Here is a 16,807-nt window from a genome sequence, read left to right on the forward strand (position 1 = left end):
CCTCTCATTAGCGTCTTGTTTTTTTATCGTCACTAGCATGACCTTTGTAAGTACGGCTTGGTGCGAATTCGCCCAATTTGTGACCTACCATATCTTCAGAAATGAAAACAGGTACATGTTTGCGTCCGTCATAGACAGCGATTGTGTGACCGATGAATTGTGGGAAAATTGTAGAACGACGAGACCAAGTTTTTACGACTTGCTTTTTGTCAGTTTCATTCAATTTCTCGACTTTAGCCATCAAATGATCATCAACAAATGGTCCTTTTTTTAAGCTGCGAGCCATTGTGGAACCTCCCTTCGTGATTGAACTACGGTCCTAAATGAACCGTAGACAACCCCGTTACTTGTTTTTACGACGACGTACAATGAATTTATCAGACTTGTTGGTTTTCTTACGAGTCTTGAATCCAAGAGTCGGTTTACCCCATGGAGACATTGGTGATTTACGTCCGATTGGAGCGCGTCCTTCACCACCACCGTGTGGGTGATCGTTAGGGTTCATTACAGAACCACGAACTGTTGGGCGTACGCCTTTCCAGCGAGAACGTCCAGCTTTACCGATGTTAATTAATTCGTGTTGCTCGTTTCCAACTTGACCGATAGTCGCACGGCAAGCAGAAAGAATCATGCGAACTTCTCCTGAGTTCAAACGTACAAGAACGTATTTACCTTCTTTACCTAGAACTTGAGCAGAAGTACCAGCAGAACGAACTAATTGTCCACCTTTACCTGGTTTTAATTCAATGTTATGCACAACTGTACCAACTGGGATGTTGATAAGTGGAAGAGCATTACCTGGTTTGATGTCAGCTTCTGGTCCAGAAGTAACTTCAGTACCAACTTGGATTCCTTTCGGAGCAAGAATGTAACGTTTCTCACCATCTGCATAGTTTACAAGAGCGATGTTCGCTGAACGGTTTGGATCATACTCGATTGTAGCAACGCGTCCAGGTATACCGTCTTTATCACGCTTAAAGTCGATGATACGGTATTGACGTTTGTGACCGCCACCTTGATGACGAACAGTCAATCTACCTTGGTTGTTACGTCCGCCTTTTTTGTGTAGCGGTGCAAGCAACGATTTTTCTGGTTTGTCAGTCGTGATTTCAGCAAAATCTGAAGTAGTCATGCCACGACGACCATTACTGGTTGGTTTATACTTTTTAATCGCCATTTTGAATTTCCCTCCTTCTTTTTAAGATTTACGCTTCAAAAATTTCGATTTCTTTGCTGTCAGCAGTTAATTTCACGATCGCTTTTCTGCGACGGCTAGTCATACCAGTGTAGCGTCCAACGCGTTTTGATTTCCCTTTGTAGTTTTGAACGTTGACTTTCTCAACTTTCACTCCAAAGATTTCTTCAACAGCATCTTTCACTTCTGTTTTGTTAGCTCTGACATCAACTTCGAACGTGTACTTCTTCTCTGTCATTAGATCAGCAGAACGTTCAGTAATGATAGGGCGCTTTAGAACATCACGAGGATCTTTCATTATGCAAGTCCCTCCTCTACTTTTTCAACCGCTGCTTTAGTGATCAGAAGTTTGTCGTGGTTGACAACGTCAAGAACGTTGATACCGTTAGCTTCAACAACTGTTACTCCAGGGATGTTACGAGCAGATAAAGCAACTGTTTCGTTTGCATCCGCAGTGACGATCAACGCTTTCTTCTCAACAGATAATCCTTTAAGGATGCCTGCGAACTCTTTCGTTTTCACTGCATCTAGAGTCAAATCTTCAAGAACGATGATGTTGTTGTCGATTACTTTAGAAGACAATACTGACTTGATAGCCAAGCGGCGAACTTTTTTAGGTAATTTATAAGAATAGCTGCGTGGTGTTGGACCGAATACGATACCGCCTCCGCGCCATTGTGGTGAACGGATAGAACCTTGACGAGCACGACCTGTACCCTTCTGTCTCCAAGGTTTACGACCTCCGCCACGTACTTCAGAACGAGTTTTTACTTTGTGAGTTCCTTGACGTAAGGAAGCTCTTTGCATAAGAATAGCATCGAATACTACGCTTTCGTTTGGCTCGATTCCAAACACAGAAGCGTTTAATTCGATTTCACCGTTAGTAGAACCGTTTTGGTTAAATAATGCTACTTTTGGCATGACTTGTTTCCTCCTTTCCTAAGAGAGTTATTTAGATTTAACTGCACTCTTTACAGTTACTAGAGATTTTTTAGCTCCTGGTACGTTTCCTTTGATCAATAGAAGATTGCGTTCTGCATCAACTTTAACGATCTCAAGGTTTTGGACAGTGATTTGCTCTCCGCCCATACGACCTGGAAGAAGTTTACCTTTGAATACACGGTTTGGATCAACAGGTCCCATTGAACCAGGACGACGGTGGTAACGTGAACCGTGAGTCATTGGTCCGCGTGATTGTCCGTGGCGTTTGATAGCCCCTTGGAATCCTTTACCTTTTGATGTTCCTGTTACATCTACGATATCTCCATTTGCGAAAATATCAACTTTGACTTCCTGACCAACTTCATACGCATCTAACTCCGCACCGCGTAATTCTTTTACGAAGCGCTTAGGAGCAGTTTCCGCTTTAGCAACGTGGCCTTTCTCTGGTTTGTTAGAAAGCTTTTCACGTTTGTCATCAAAACCGATTTGGATTGCTTCATAGCCATCCGTGTCAACAGTCTTCTTTTGAAGAACAACGTTAGCAGCAGCCTCAACAACAGTTACAGGGATAAGATCACCGTTTTCTGCGAATACTTGCGTCATACCAATTTTTCTACCTAAGATTCCTTTGGTCATTAGTCACACCTCCTATAATATGTGTTTTCTATTTGAATTAAAGTTTGATTTCGATATCTACACCAGATGGTAAATCTAAACGCATAAGTGCATCAACTGTTTGTGGAGTTGGATTCACGATGTCGATTAGACGTTTGTGAGTACGCATCTCAAATTGCTCACGAGAATCTTTGTACTTATGCACCGCACGAAGGATTGTGTAAACTGATTTTTCAGTTGGAAGCGGGATTGGACCAGATACACTAGCACCAGAACGCTTAGCCGTTTCAACAATCTTCTCAGCAGATTGATCAAGAATTCTATGATCATATGCTTTTAAACGAATACGAATTTTTTGTTTTGCCATTATTTTCCCTCCTTTTCGCCTACTTACGTTAGACAGTTCTCCGTGAGAAAAACCTGATCACCTCGCCATGGCAAAGCGGCCGGGTGTGTCAGCAACCTCTCACTTCATCGCAGTCAAAGACCAACATGCACTATTGTACCAAATTGGCCTGCGTGTTGCAATAATAAATCGGATAAATTTATGATTTGCACACTTTTCATATTATACAGGGATTCAGCCTATAAATCAAGCTTTCCCTGAAGATGATGTATAGCAGTCTTTCTTATGATGCGTATAAATTCATCTGGCTCCTCAATATGCGGGGAATGTGCAGATTCTTTAAAAGTAAACCATTCTTTGATTGGTGCTTTTAATTGATCAACATATGGTTTTGATACAGCAGCTGGTGTAATCATATCGTGATCACCGATGAGAAAGTAGCACGGTATTAATATAGTAGAAACTCGGTATTGAATGCTCTCATTCATTAGCTGATTCCATAGCTTGTCTTGACTAAACTTCTGCCCTTTTATGAACTTCCATTTATCTTTCAGCTGATATTGCTTACTAAAAAGAAACCCTTTTAGCATTTGAAAAACCGGCTTCCATCTATGTGTGAAACCTACGCTTGCGAATTCTTTATATAGTGAAAACAAGGCATGAGCTGATGTTCGTTTCCATGGAGGAGGAGTCAGTAATCGAAGACACCCAGTAAACAGCCGATTGCGATGGTATTTCTTCAATAGAAGCTCGTACGAAACGATATCTTCTTTTAACACATCTACTACCTGACTAATCCCATAATAAGCATGATATAGATCTGGACGCTTATGTACTGCTTGTATGGCAATTAATGATCCCCACGAGTATCCCGCAATATACAATTTTGAATGACCTAGATAAGATAGGATCTTCTCGGTCAGTTCAATCGTGTCTTCAATAAATTGTTGAATGGTCATCGATGCATCAGGAAGATTCTTTTGATAAGAAAGCCCTGCGCCCCGCTGATCCCAATGCACAACTGTAAAGTCCTGATCAAGTTCCTCGTGAAAGGAATCAATATAACTGATTTGAGCCGAGCCGGGCCCGCCGTGTAAAAATAAAAGTACAGGCTTCGATTCACTCGTCTGGTCTTCTTTCATCATAATCCATTGGTCAATCCCGCCGATCAACCATTTTTTCAAATATGTCTTTGCCATTCCAGCGATCCTCTCGGTTCCATTTAGATTCTATAGCTTATAGTAGCCGTTCTGATCTGGAAAAGCAAAAAAAGAGACCCTTTTGCAAGGAGTCTCTTTTATATGTTTATTACTTAATGATAGTTGAAACGACGCCAGAACCTACAGTACGTCCACCCTCACGGATAGAGAAACGAGTTCCTTCTTCGATAGCGATAGTAGAGATAAGTTCAACTTCCATCTCAGTGTTATCGCCAGGCATTACCATTTCAGTACCTTCTGGAAGATGTACGATACCAGTTACGTCAGTTGTACGGAAGTAGAACTGCGGACGGTAGTTAGCGAAGAATGGAGTATGACGTCCACCCTCTTCTTTAGAAAGTACATAAACTTCAGCTTTGAAACGGCTATGTGGAGTGATTGTACCTGGTTTAGCAAGTACTTGACCACGTTGGATATCTTCACGAGATACACCACGAAGTAGTGCACCGATGTTGTCACCAGCTTCAGCATAGTCAAGAAGTTTACGGAACATTTCAACACCTGTAACAGTTGTTTTACCGTTTTCTTCTTGAAGACCGATGATTTCAACTTCGTCACCGACTTTAACTTGTCCACGCTCAACACGACCAGTAGCAACTGTTCCACGACCAGTGATTGAGAATACGTCCTCAACTGGCATCATGAATGGCTTCTCAGTGTCACGCTCTGGAGTTGGGATGTACTCATCAACCGCATCCATAAGTTCAAAGATTTTTGCTTCGTAATCAGCATCTCCTTCAAGAGCTTTAAGAGCAGAACCTTTGATAACTGGTACATCGTCACCAGGGAAGTCATAGTCAGAAAGAAGGTCACGAACTTCCATTTCAACAAGTTCAAGTAACTCTTCATCGTCAACCATGTCACATTTGTTAAGGAATACTACGATGTAAGGTACACCTACGTTACGAGAAAGTAGGATGTGCTCACGTGTTTGTGGCATTGGACCGTCAGCAGCAGATACTACTAAGATCGCGCCGTCCATTTGAGCAGCACCAGTGATCATGTTTTTAACATAGTCAGCGTGTCCTGGGCAGTCTACGTGTGCATAGTGACGAGATTCAGTTTCATACTCAACGTGTGCAGTTGAGATTGTGATTCCACGCTCGCGCTCTTCTGGAGCACCATCGATTTGGTCATAAGCCATAGCTGTACCTTTACCAGATTTCTTATGAAGAACTGTTGAGATAGCAGCAGTTAGAGTTGTTTTACCATGGTCAACGTGTCCAATTGTACCAATGTTAGCATGCGATTTGGAACGGTCGAATTTTTCTTTAGCCATTCTAAAAATCCTCCTTAAAGGTTCATTGTATTTGGTATAGAGTGATAGAAAGTGAAGAGTTACCTCTCACTTTCTGATCTTCAATAGTAGTTATACTTTAGTTTAAAGGCAAAATCAATTATTCACCTTTATTTTTTTTGATGATTTCTTCACTGATGCTCTTAGGCACTTCTTCGTAGTGATCCATGTGCATAGTGAAAGTACCGCGTCCTTGTGTGTTAGAACGGAGTGCAGTTGCATATCCGAACATTTCAGAAAGTGGAACCATAGCGCGAACAACTTGAGCGTTACCGCGAGCTTCCATACCTTCTACACGTCCACGACGAGATGTGATATCACCCATGATGTCTCCCATGTATTCTTCAGGGATAACGACTTCCACTTTCATCATTGGCTCAAGTAGAACTGGGTTACATTTGCTAACAGCATTTTTCAATGCCATAGATGCAGCAATTTTGAACGCCATTTCGTTCGAGTCAACATCGTGGTAAGATCCATCAAATAATTTTGCTTTGATGTCGATTAATGGGAATCCAGCTAATACACCATTTTCAAGTGAATCTTCAAGACCTGCTTGAATTGCTGGAATGTATTCACGTGGAACAACCCCACCGACGATTGCATTTTCAAATTCGAAGCCTGCGCCTTCTTCGTTTGGTTCGAATTCGATCCAAACGTGTCCGAACTGACCGCGTCCACCAGACTGACGTACGAATTTACCTTCAACTTTTGCACCAGAACGGAATGTTTCACGGTACGCAACTTGAGGAGCACCTACGTTAGCTTCAACCTTGAACTCACGCTTCATACGGTCAACAATGATATCAAGGTGAAGCTCACCCATACCAGAGATGATCGTTTGACCAGTTTCAGGGTTTGTTTGTGTACGGAATGTTGGATCCTCTTCAGCTAGTTTAGCTAAAGCGATACCCATTTTATCTTGGTCAGCCTTTGATTTAGGCTCGATAGCTACATCGATAACTGGCTCTGGGAATTCCATAGACTCAAGGATAACAAGATCTTTCTCGTCACAAAGAGTGTCACCAGTAGATGTATCTTTAAGACCTACAGCTGCTGCGATATCCCCTGCATATACAGTAGAGATTTCTTCACGGCTGTTAGCGTGCATTTGAAGGATACGTCCAACACGTTCACGCTTGTTCTTAGAAGAGTTCTTCACGTATGAACCAGAATCAAGTGTTCCAGAGTATACGCGGAAGAAAGTTAGTTTCCCAACATAAGGGTCAGTCATAACTTTAAACGCAAGAGCTGCGAATGGTGCGTCATCAGTAGACTCACGAACAACCTCTTCATTTGAATCTGGCAGGATACCTTTGATTGCAGCAACATCAGTTGGTGCAGGAAGGTAGTCAAGCACAGCGTCAAGTACAAGCTGAACACCTTTGTTTTTGAAAGCAGAACCAACAAGAACTGGGTAGAATTCAACATTCAACGTTCCTTTACGGATTGCAGCTTTCAATTCAGGAATTGTGATTTCTTCACCCTCAAGGTATTTTTCCATAAGCTCTTCATCAAGCTCAGCGACAGCTTCAATTAGGCTGCTGCGAAGCTCTTCAGCTTTGTCTTTATACTCAGCAGGGATTTCTTGTGCATCAGAGCGAGTTCCAAGGTCATCTTCGTAGAAGTATGCTACGTTTTCTACAAGGTCGATGATTCCTTCGAATTGATCTTCAGCGCCGATCGGCAATTGAATTGCATGAGCGTTCGCTTGAAGACGATCTCTTAATGTGCTTACAGAGTATAGGAAGTCCGCACCGGTTTTATCCATTTTGTTAACGAATACGATACGAGGTACTCCGTAAGTTGTTGCTTGGCGCCAAACTGTTTCAGTTTGTGGCTCTACACCTGATTGTGCATCAAGGACAGCAACCGCACCATCAAGTACACGTAAAGAACGTTCAACTTCAACAGTGAAGTCTACGTGTCCTGGTGTATCGATGATGTTTACACGGTAACCTTTCCATTGTGCTGTAGTAGCAGCAGAAGTGATTGTAATACCACGTTCTTGCTCCTGCTCCATCCAGTCCATTTGTGAAGCTCCTTCGTGAGTTTCACCAATTTTATGGATACGACCAGTGTAGTACAAGATACGCTCAGTCGTTGTCGTTTTACCGGCATCGATGTGAGCCATGATACCAATATTACGAGTTTTGTCTAAGGAGAACTCTCTTGCCATTGGGTAATTTCTCCTTCCTCATTAGGGAATAGTTTTTTTAGTTTGGTATAAATCCTACCAGCGGTAGTGAGCGAATGCTTTGTTCGCTTCTGCCATTTTGTGTGTATCTTCACGTTTCTTAACAGCAGCACCAGTGTTGTTAGCTGCGTCAAGGATTTCGTTAGCAAGACGCTCTTCCATCGTTTTTTCTCCACGAAGACGAGCATAGTTTACTAACCAGCGAAGACCTAAAGTAGTACGACGGTCTGGGCGAACTTCTACAGGAACTTGGTAGTTAGCTCCACCTACACGACGTGCTTTAACTTCAAGAACTGGCATGATGTTTTTCAAGGCTTGTTCGAAAACCTCCATCGCTTCATTACCAGTACGTTCTTTGATGATATCAAAAGACTTGTAGAGGATTGTTTGTGACTTTCCTCTTTTACCGTCGATCATCATTTTGTTGATCAAACGAGATACAAGTTTAGAATTGTAAATTGGATCTGGCAATACGTCTCTTTTTGCTACAGGACCTTTACGTGGCATCTGAATAGCCTCCCTTCTCTTTTAAAAGGATTTCTATCTGTCTCTCATCTCAAATATCATTGTCAGTTACCTGACTCCACTGATCTGATATCAACTTCTAAAAACCCTTATGTTTGTTTGTATTATTTGCTTTGTTTAGGGCGTTTTGTTCCGTATTTAGAACGTCCTTGCATACGACCGTCAACTCCGGCAGTATCAAGCGCACCACGAACGATGTGGTAACGTACACCCGGTAAGTCTTTTACACGTCCGCCACGGATAAGTACTACACTGTGCTCTTGTAGGTTATGTCCGATACCAGGAATGTAAGCTGTTACCTCAATCAGGTTAGACAAACGTACACGAGCATATTTACGTAGTGCTGAGTTTGGTTTTTTCGGTGTCATTGTACCGACACGAGTACAAACCCCGCGCTTCTGTGGAGATGTTACGTTAGTGTGCTCTTTTTTGAAACTGTTGTATCCTTTGTTAAGTGCAGGAGACTTTGAGTTTTCAACTTTACTCACGCGTCCTTTGCGTATTAGCTGATTAATTGTAGGCATGTTGTTATTCCTCCCTTCATTACTTTTTTTATAACCCACATACCCAGGTGGTTCATCAAAAGGCAAAAAACAATGCTTTTGCATTTTATACATGCAAAAACAAAACAAGTACGCTATAACATAATGGCAACAGCTGCTGCCCCAACTTCAATTCCGCAGGCCTTGCCGAGCTTTTTCATGGAATCTACCACTAAAATGTCTACACCCTTCTCTTGCGCTAGTTTCAATACACTAGCGGTTAAAGCAGGATCAGCATCTTTCGCTACGACGACTTCCTTTACTGAATCTCGTTTCAGAGCTTTTACTGTTTGCTTCGTACCAATAATAATGGATTGAGCCTGTGATACTTTATCATAAGACATCGAATATCCTCCAAAGTAACAGGTTTTATTTTGAGCACCTTGGTTATATTATCATCATGGCAGAAGGATGTCAATATCGTATGACAGATTATCTTGACATCCTTCACCATTTTTTGATGATTTTATAGGAATCTCACGAAAAAGATTACTCTACAGGAACCATGTCGTCAGACGGCTGCACTTGCGAAACCGGCTTAACTTTACGGTAGTTTGGCATTCCCGTTCCAGCAGGAACAAGTTTACCGATGATAACATTCTCTTTCAAGCCAAGCAGTTCATCACGTTTTCCTTTGATCGCCGCATCTGTTAAGACACGAGTCGTTTCTTGGAAGGATGCAGCAGACAAGAATGAGTCTGTTTCAAGCGAAGCTTTTGTAATACCAAGAAGAACTGGACGGCCTGTTGCAGGACGTTTGCCTTCGAATAGTACTTTTTTGTTCGCTTCAGTGAATTGATGTACATCAAGAAGTGTGCCTGGTAATACGTCTGTATCCCCTGCATCAGCGACACGCACTTTACGAAGCATTTGGCGAACCATTACCTCTACGTGCTTATCTCCGATTTCTACCCCTTGCATACGGTATACTTTTTGTACTTCATGAAGCAGATATTCTTGAACAGCTGTCATGTCAGTCACTTTAAGAAGTTCTTTCGGATCGATCGAACCTTCTGTCAGTACTTGACCACGAGTGACTTTGTCACCTTCAACAACTTTCAGACGTGCATTGTAAGGAGCTGTGTAAGAACGAGTTTCAACTTCGCCTTGAACCACAATTTCCTGCTGCTTGTCACGAACATCGTTAATTTCAGCAACGACACCATCAATTTCAGAAATTGTCGCTTGCCCTTTCGGATTACGCGCTTCAAATAGCTCTTGGATACGAGGTAGACCTTGTGTGATATCGTCTCCTGCTACCCCACCGGTGTGGAACGTACGCATTGTAAGCTGTGTTCCTGGCTCACCGATTGATTGTGCAGCGATGATTCCAACTGCTTCACCGACTTCAACGTCAGTACCAGTTGCAAGGTTACGGCCGTAGCATCGTTTACATACACCATGAGGCGTGTTACATGTAAATGCAGAACGGATCCATACTTCCTCAATTCCTGCTTCAACTACTTCAAGTGCCTTATCTTCATCAATTAGTTCGTTTTCGGCTACAATGACTTCGCCTGTTTCAGGATGAACAATTGGTTTTCTTGCAAAACGTCCGATCAGACGTTCTTCAAGTTTCTCAATAATTTCATTTCCTTCTTTAATGGACTTCGCCAAGATTCCACGGTCTGTACCGCAATCTGTTTCACGGATGATGACATCCTGTGCAACGTCAACGAGACGACGCGTGAGGTAACCTGAGTCAGCTGTTTTAAGGGCTGTATCGGCAAGACCTTTACGCGCACCGTGAGTGGAAATAAAGTATTCCAATACGGTTAAACCTTCACGGAAACTAGATTTAATCGGAAGTTCAATGATACGTCCAGCCGGGTTGGCCATCAGACCACGCATACCAGCCAGCTGAGTGAAGTTAGATGCGTTACCACGCGCTCCAGAGTCACTCATCATGTAGATTGGGTTGACTTCATCAAGGGACTTCATCAGTTTACCTTGGATGACATCTTTAGAAGAACTCCAGATTGAAATAACTCTCTCATAACGCTCTTCTTCAGTAATCAAACCACGTCTGAATTGCTTCATAACGTTATCTACTTTTGCTTGTGCTTCTTCAAGGATCTTCTGCTTATCATCTAGTACGACGATATCAGAAACACCAACCGTAATACCGGCTTTAGTAGAGTATCTGAAACCAAGATTTTTCATGCGATCAAGCATTTTAGATGTCTCAGTGATATGGAATCTCTTAAAGATTTCCGCAATGATTTTACCTAAAATACCTTTTTTGAACGGCGCATTGATTTCTTGTTTCTCGATCGCAGCTTTTACATCCTCACCTTTTTCAAGGAAGAAACGATCAGGCGTTTTTTCTTCAATATTGCTCTTTGTCGGCTCATTCATGTATGGGAATGATTCCGGTAAGATTTCGTTAAAGATCAATTTTCCAACTGTTGTAATCAACAATTTAGAACGCTGTTCATCAGTAAATGTGACATTCTTCAACGAGCTAGCTGCAACAGCTACACGTGTATGAAGATGCACATAACCATTTTGATAAGCTAGAAGGGCTTCGTCAGTATCTTTGAAGACCATACCTTCTCCGATAGCACCTTTGCGCTCAAGTGTAAGGTAGTAGTTACCAAGCACCATATCCTGAGATGGCGTAACAACTGGTTTTCCATCTTTCGGATTCAAAATGTTTTGAGCAGCAAGCATTAAGATACGAGCTTCAGCTTGAGCTTCAGCAGATAATGGTACGTGAACCGCCATTTGGTCACCGTCAAAGTCAGCGTTGTAGGCTGTACATACAAGTGGATGAAGACGAATTGCGCGTCCTTCCACAAGTGTAGGTTCAAACGCTTGAATACCAAGTCTGTGAAGAGTCGGTGCACGGTTTAGTAAGACTGGATGCTCACGAATAACTGATTCTAAAACATCCCATACTTCCGGCTGCACGCGCTCAATTTTACGCTTCGCACTCTTGATGTTGTGAGCTAATCCTTTTTCAACAAGCTCCTTCATCACGAATGGTTTGAATAATTCAAGAGCCATCTCTTTCGGAAGTCCACACTGATACATTTTCAAATGTGGTCCTACGACGATAACTGAACGTCCAGAATAGTCAACACGTTTACCAAGCAAGTTTTGACGGAAACGTCCTTGTTTCCCTTTCAGCATGTGAGAAAGAGATTTCAATGGTCTATTTCCTGGTCCTGTTACTGGTCGGCCTCTACGTCCATTATCAATCAAGGCATCGACAGCTTCTTGAAGCATACGCTTCTCGTTCTGAACGATGATGCTTGGCGCGCCAAGATCTAATAAACGCTTCAGACGATTGTTACGGTTGATGACACGACGATAAAGGTCGTTCAAGTCAGAAGTAGCAAAACGTCCACCATCAAGCTGAACCATTGGACGTAATTCTGGCGGAATAACCGGAAGTACATCAAGAATCATCCAAGATGGTTTGTTTCCTGAGTTACGGAAGGCTTCTAACACTTCAAGGCGTTTGATCGCACGTGTACGGCGCTGTCCTTGAGCAGTTTTCAGCTCTTCTTTCAGTGTATCTACTTCTTTTACAAGATCGATATCTTGAAGAAGTTTGTTGATTGCTTCTGCACCCATAGCTGCTTGGAATGTATTACCGTATTTATCTAAATAAGCACGGAATTCTTTCTCAGAAAGAAGTTGTTTCTTCTCAAGCGGTGTGTTGCCCGGATCTGTCACGACGTAAGAAGCGAAGTAGATCACTTCTTCTAACGCACGTGGTGACATATCAAGAACAAGACCCATACGGCTTGGGATACCTTTGAAATACCAAATGTGGGAAACTGGGGCAGCCAGTTCGATATGCCCCATTCTCTCACGACGGACTTTTGCCCGTGTTACTTCTACACCACAACGGTCACATACAACACCCTTATACCGAACGCGTTTATACTTCCCACAATGACATTCCCAGTCTTTTTGCGGTCCGAAGATACGTTCACAAAAGAGACCATCTTTTTCAGGTTTCAGTGTACGATAGTTAATCGTTTCAGGCTTTTTCACTTCACCAAAAGACCAAGAACGGATTTTATCAGGTGATGCGAGACCGATGTTCATATACTCAAAATTGTTCACATCTAGCAAGGGGCCTACCTCCCTTTTAATCTTCGGGTTATACCCTAGTCACTTGCTCTAATCGTTTCTTCTATTCTTTTGTGACTGCGTCACGTTCAAGATCGACAGGTGCGAGGTCTGCAGCATCTTCGTCATTAGATAACGCTAATCCGTCTGCTTTCTTCGTTTCCTCATCGTCTTCTAAATCTCTCATTTCTATCTCTTCTTCATCGCCAGATAGGATTTTGACATCCATACCTAAACTTTGAAGTTCTTTGATTAACACTTTGAATGATTCAGGGACACCTGGTTCAGGTACGTTATCCCCTTTGACGATGGCTTCGTATGTTTTCACACGACCCACAACGTCATCCGATTTAACTGTTAAGATCTCTTGAAGTGTATATGCTGCACCGTAAGCTTCAAGTGCCCATACTTCCATCTCTCCGAAACGCTGACCACCAAACTGTGCTTTACCGCCAAGTGGCTGCTGCGTAACAAGTGAGTATGGTCCAGTTGAACGAGCGTGAAGTTTATCGTCAACCATGTGAGCTAGTTTGATCATGTACATGATTCCGACAGATACACGGTTGTCGAATGGTTCACCAGTTCGACCGTCATAAAGGACTGTTTTCGCATCACGGGACATACCTGCTTCTTCAAGCGTTTCCCAAACATCTTCCTCACGCGCACCATCAAATACTGGTGACGCTATGTGGATGCCAAGGTAACGTGCAGCCATACCCATATGAAGCTCAAGTACCTGACCGATGTTCATACGAGATGGTACCCCTAGAGGGTTCAACATGATATCGATCGGTGTTCCGTCTGGAAGATAAGGCATATCTTCTTCTGGAAGGATTTTAGAGATAACCCCTTTGTTACCATGTCGTCCGGCCATTTTGTCACCTTCAGAAATCTTACGCTTCTGAACGATGTATACGCGGACTAACTGGTTTACACCTGGAGGTAATTCATCTCCATCTTCACGGTTAAAGACTTTTACATCGTGGATAATTCCGCCGCCGCCGTGTGGAACACGAAGTGACGTATCACGAACTTCACGAGCTTTTTCACCGAAGATTGCATGTAATAGACGTTCTTCAGCTGTTAGTTCAGTTACACCTTTAGGCGTTACTTTTCCTACAAGAAGGTCTCCGTCTTTTACTTCTGCACCAATACGGATGATTCCGCGCTCGTCAAGGTTGCGTAAAGCATCTTCCCCAACGTTTGGAATATCACGAGTGATTTCTTCTGGTCCAAGTTTTGTATCACGAGCTTCTGATTCATATTCTTCAATATGAATAGACGTGTAGACGTCATCTTTTACAAGGCGCTCACTCATGATGATCGCATCCTCGTAGTTGTAACCGTCCCAAGTCATGAATCCGACCATAACGTTACGTCCTAGAGCCAATTCACCTTTTTCCATAGAAGGTCCGTCTGCAAGGATTTCTCCTTTAACGACTTCATCTCCAACACTTACGATAGGACGCTGGTTGTAGCAAGTCCCTTGGTTAGAGCGGACAAATTTCAGCAAGCTGTATTTGTCTAGGTTTCCTTTGACTTGTTGTCCGTCAACGTCTTCATAACGGCGAACCCAAATATTTTTTGCTTCTACACGTTCTACAACACCTGGGTAGCGGCAGATGACAGCAGCACCAGAGTCTTTACCTGATACGTACTCCATACCTGTACCAACAATCGGTGATTCTGGCTGCATCAAAGGTACAGCCTGACGCTGCATGTTCGCTCCCATTAGAGCACGGTTAGAGTCATCGTTTTCTAAGAATGGGATACATGCTGTCGCTGCAGAAACAACCTGCTTTGGCGAAACGTCCATGTAGTCAACGCGGTTTCGAGGAACAACGGTGTTTTCCCCTCTGAAACGAGCAATGATATTATCATCGATAAACGAACCATCTTCACCTAATATAGCGTTCGCTTGTGCTACTACGTAGTTATCCTCTTCATCAGCAGTTAAGTAATCAATCCTCGGTGTCACTTTACCAGTTTCAGGATCAACCCGGCGGTAAGGTGTTTCGATAAATCCGAAGCGATTCACTTTTGCAAATGAAGATAGAGAGTTGATCAAACCAATGTTTGGACCCTCTGGTGTTTCAATCGGACACATACGTCCATAGTGAGAGTAGTGAACGTCACGAACTTCCATTCCTGCACGCTCACGTGTCAAACCACCCGGTCCAAGCGCTGACAGACGGCGTTTGTGCGTCAATTCAGCAAGCGGGTTTGTTTGATCCATGAACTGAGAAAGCTGAGAACTACCAAAGAACTCTTTGATAGAAGCGATCACAGGACGAATGTTGATCAGCTGCTGAGGTGTGATCGTGTTTGTGTCTTGAATCGACATTCTTTCACGAACAACACGCTCCATTCTGCTTAAACCAATACGGAATTGGTTTTGCAGAAGTTCACCTACAGAACGCAGACGACGGTTACCAAGGTGGTCGATATCATCTGTGTCACCTACACCATGAAGAAGGTTGAAGAAGTAACTGATTGATGCAATGATGTCAGAAGGCGTGATGTTTTTCACAGCTTCCTCTACATATGCATTACCAATCACGTTGATCACTTGCTCGCCTTCTTGATCAGTCGGTGCATAAATCTTAATAGATTGAAGTTCTACTTCATCTTCTACTACGCCACCATTAGGATAAAGCTTTCTAAATCCGATGCCGTTTTCTAAGTATGGAAGAACTTTATCAAGAACTCTTCTGTCTAAAATTTGACCTTTTTCTGCTAGAATTTCACCTGTTTCAGGATCAACTAACGTTTCAGCCAATTTTTGATTGAACAGTCTATTTTTAATATGAAGCTTCTTATTAATCTTGTAGCGTCCAACATTTGCTAAGTCATATCTCTTCGGATCGAAGAAGCGAGAGTCTAGCAAGCTTTTCGCATTTTCAACAGTTGGCGGCTCTCCAGGACGGAGGCGCTCGTAGATTTCGAGAAGTGCTTTATCTGCATTCTCTGTATTGTCTTTTTCCAGCGTATTGCGTAAGTATTCATTCTCGCCAATGAGGTCAAGAATCTCTTGATCAGAGCTGAAGCCGAGAGCACGCAAAAGAACCGTAACCGGCAACTTACGTGTGCGATCGATGCGTACATAGACTACATCCTTCGCATCAGTTTCGTATTCTAACCATGCGCCACGGTTTGGAATGACAGTCGCAGTAAAACCTTTTTTACCGTTTTTGTCTACTTTACCACTGAAATATACACTTGGAGAACGCACTAACTGAGAAACGATTACACGTTCCGCACCATTAATGATAAAAGTACCTGTGTCTGTCATGATTGGGAAATCCCCCATGAACACATCTTGGTCTTTTACTTCTCCAGTTTCTTTGTTAATTAAACGAACTTTTACTCTTAGTGGAGCAGAGTAAGTTACATCACGTTCTTTTGATTCTGCTACAGGATACTTAGGATCCCCTAGGCTGTAATCAATGAATTCAAGAGAAAGGTTACCAGTAAAATCCTCAATTGGGGATATATCTTGAAACATCTCTCTAAGACCCTCATCAAGAAACCACTGATAAGAAGAGGTTTGAATTTCAATGAGATTTGGTAATTCTAACACTTCGCTTATGCGTGCGTAGCTTCTGCGCTGGCGGTGTCGTCCATACTGAACTAGTTGACCTGTCAACTGATTCACCCCTCAAATCATGCGTATTATATGTGTAAAAAGTATTTCTGTCTTTCAAATGTCAGTAAAGAAATACTTTTACAAGACAAAAGAAAAAAGGGTTTCTAAAATAAGAAAACCACATCCAAAAACAAATACCGATTTTATTAGTTTTCCCAAGTATGCATAATTTATACAAAATAGTTGTTTTTTAAGC

14 protein-coding genes are annotated in these 16,807 nt (G+C 42.5%); all 14 read right to left on the reverse strand.

Going from position 1 to position 16,807, the window contains the following annotated elements:
* Window positions 1–7: 7 nt before the first annotated feature.
* Complete coding sequence (gene rpsS / locus JVX94_RS13920; protein ID WP_003216920.1) at window positions 8–286, reverse strand: 30S ribosomal protein S19; 279 nt, start codon at window positions 284–286, stop codon at window positions 8–10.
* 57 nt (window positions 287–343) lie between these two features.
* Window positions 344–1,177 (reverse strand): 50S ribosomal protein L2, encoded by an 834-nt coding sequence (rplB, locus tag JVX94_RS13925; RefSeq protein WP_024425599.1) that lies wholly within the window; start codon window positions 1,175–1,177, stop codon window positions 344–346.
* A gap of 28 nt (window positions 1,178–1,205) precedes the next feature.
* Window positions 1,206–1,493 carry a 50S ribosomal protein L23 gene (rplW, locus tag JVX94_RS13930; protein ID WP_003217016.1) on the reverse strand — a complete coding sequence of 96 codons (288 nt, stop codon included), beginning with the start codon at window positions 1,491–1,493 and terminating at the stop codon, window positions 1,206–1,208.
* Window positions 1,493–2,116: a 50S ribosomal protein L4 gene (gene rplD, locus JVX94_RS13935; protein ID WP_007496312.1), complete on the reverse strand. Its 624-nt coding sequence runs from the start codon at window positions 2,114–2,116 to the stop codon at window positions 1,493–1,495. Before rplD ends, rplW begins: the two co-directional genes overlap by 1 nt.
* 27 nt (window positions 2,117–2,143) lie before the next feature.
* Window positions 2,144–2,773 (reverse strand): 50S ribosomal protein L3, encoded by a 630-nt coding sequence (gene rplC / locus JVX94_RS13940; protein WP_024425597.1) that lies wholly within the window; start codon window positions 2,771–2,773, stop codon window positions 2,144–2,146.
* A gap of 37 nt (window positions 2,774–2,810) precedes the next feature.
* Complete coding sequence (gene rpsJ / locus JVX94_RS13945; RefSeq protein WP_003156464.1) at window positions 2,811–3,119, reverse strand: 30S ribosomal protein S10; 309 nt, start codon at window positions 3,117–3,119, stop codon at window positions 2,811–2,813.
* Window positions 3,120–3,337: 218 nt separating this feature from the next.
* On the reverse strand, window positions 3,338–4,297 hold the full coding sequence (locus JVX94_RS13950) for an alpha/beta fold hydrolase (protein WP_095407553.1): 960 nt from the start codon (window positions 4,295–4,297) through the stop codon (window positions 3,338–3,340).
* A gap of 109 nt (window positions 4,298–4,406) precedes the next feature.
* A complete protein-coding gene (tuf, locus tag JVX94_RS13955) occupies window positions 4,407–5,597 on the reverse strand; it encodes an elongation factor Tu (protein ID WP_047203802.1) in 1,191 nt (396 codons plus the stop codon).
* A 118-nt stretch (window positions 5,598–5,715) separates the two neighbouring features.
* A complete protein-coding gene (gene fusA / locus JVX94_RS13960) occupies window positions 5,716–7,794 on the reverse strand; it encodes an elongation factor G (protein WP_048240166.1) in 2,079 nt (692 codons plus the stop codon).
* A 54-nt stretch (window positions 7,795–7,848) separates the two neighbouring features.
* Window positions 7,849–8,319 (reverse strand): 30S ribosomal protein S7, encoded by a 471-nt coding sequence (gene rpsG, locus JVX94_RS13965; protein WP_003216884.1) that lies wholly within the window; start codon window positions 8,317–8,319, stop codon window positions 7,849–7,851.
* Between the two features lie 122 nt (window positions 8,320–8,441).
* Complete coding sequence (gene rpsL, locus JVX94_RS13970; protein WP_003216962.1) at window positions 8,442–8,861, reverse strand: 30S ribosomal protein S12; 420 nt, start codon at window positions 8,859–8,861, stop codon at window positions 8,442–8,444.
* Between the two features lie 113 nt (window positions 8,862–8,974).
* The gene (locus JVX94_RS13975) at window positions 8,975–9,223 is read right to left on the reverse strand and encodes a 50S ribosomal protein L7ae-like protein (RefSeq protein WP_024425593.1); all 249 of its coding nucleotides are present in this window, start codon (window positions 9,221–9,223) and stop codon (window positions 8,975–8,977) included.
* Between the two features lie 145 nt (window positions 9,224–9,368).
* Complete coding sequence (gene rpoC / locus JVX94_RS13980) at window positions 9,369–12,968, reverse strand: DNA-directed RNA polymerase subunit beta' (RefSeq protein ID WP_144473084.1); 3,600 nt, start codon at window positions 12,966–12,968, stop codon at window positions 9,369–9,371.
* A gap of 61 nt (window positions 12,969–13,029) precedes the next feature.
* Window positions 13,030–16,611, reverse strand: coding sequence for a DNA-directed RNA polymerase subunit beta (gene rpoB / locus JVX94_RS13985; protein ID WP_007496297.1), 3,582 nt, complete (start codon window positions 16,609–16,611; stop codon window positions 13,030–13,032).
* Between the last annotated feature and the right edge of the window lie 196 nt (window positions 16,612–16,807).

This window comes from Bacillus sp. PDNC022 (assembly GCF_016919285.1).
Taxonomy (GTDB): Bacteria; Bacillota; Bacilli; order Bacillales; family Bacillaceae; genus Bacillus; species Bacillus safensis.

Bases quoted from the DNA above. Each gene is read 5' to 3' on its own strand.
- rpsS (WP_003216920.1), bottom strand. From the start codon at position 286: ATGGCTCGCAGCTTAAAAAAAGGACCATTTGTTGATGATCATTTGATG.
- rplB (WP_024425599.1), bottom strand. From the start codon at position 1,177: ATGGCGATTAAAAAGTATAAACCAACCAGTAATGGTCGTCGTGGCATG.
- rplW (WP_003217016.1), bottom strand. From the start codon at position 1,493: ATGAAAGATCCTCGTGATGTTCTAAAGCGCCCTATCATTACTGAACGT.
- rplD (WP_007496312.1), bottom strand. From the start codon at position 2,116: ATGCCAAAAGTAGCATTATTTAACCAAAACGGTTCTACTAACGGTGAA.
- rplC (WP_024425597.1), bottom strand. From the start codon at position 2,773: ATGACCAAAGGAATCTTAGGTAGAAAAATTGGTATGACGCAAGTATTC.
- rpsJ (WP_003156464.1), bottom strand. From the start codon at position 3,119: ATGGCAAAACAAAAAATTCGTATTCGTTTAAAAGCATATGATCATAGA.
- JVX94_RS13950 (WP_095407553.1), bottom strand. From the start codon at position 4,297: ATGGCAAAGACATATTTGAAAAAATGGTTGATCGGCGGGATTGACCAA.
- tuf (WP_047203802.1), bottom strand. From the start codon at position 5,597: ATGGCTAAAGAAAAATTCGACCGTTCCAAATCGCATGCTAACATTGGT.
- fusA (WP_048240166.1), bottom strand. From the start codon at position 7,794: ATGGCAAGAGAGTTCTCCTTAGACAAAACTCGTAATATTGGTATCATG.
- rpsG (WP_003216884.1), bottom strand. From the start codon at position 8,319: ATGCCACGTAAAGGTCCTGTAGCAAAAAGAGACGTATTGCCAGATCCA.
- rpsL (WP_003216962.1), bottom strand. From the start codon at position 8,861: ATGCCTACAATTAATCAGCTAATACGCAAAGGACGCGTGAGTAAAGTT.
- JVX94_RS13975 (WP_024425593.1), bottom strand. From the start codon at position 9,223: ATGTCTTATGATAAAGTATCACAGGCTCAATCCATTATTATTGGTACG.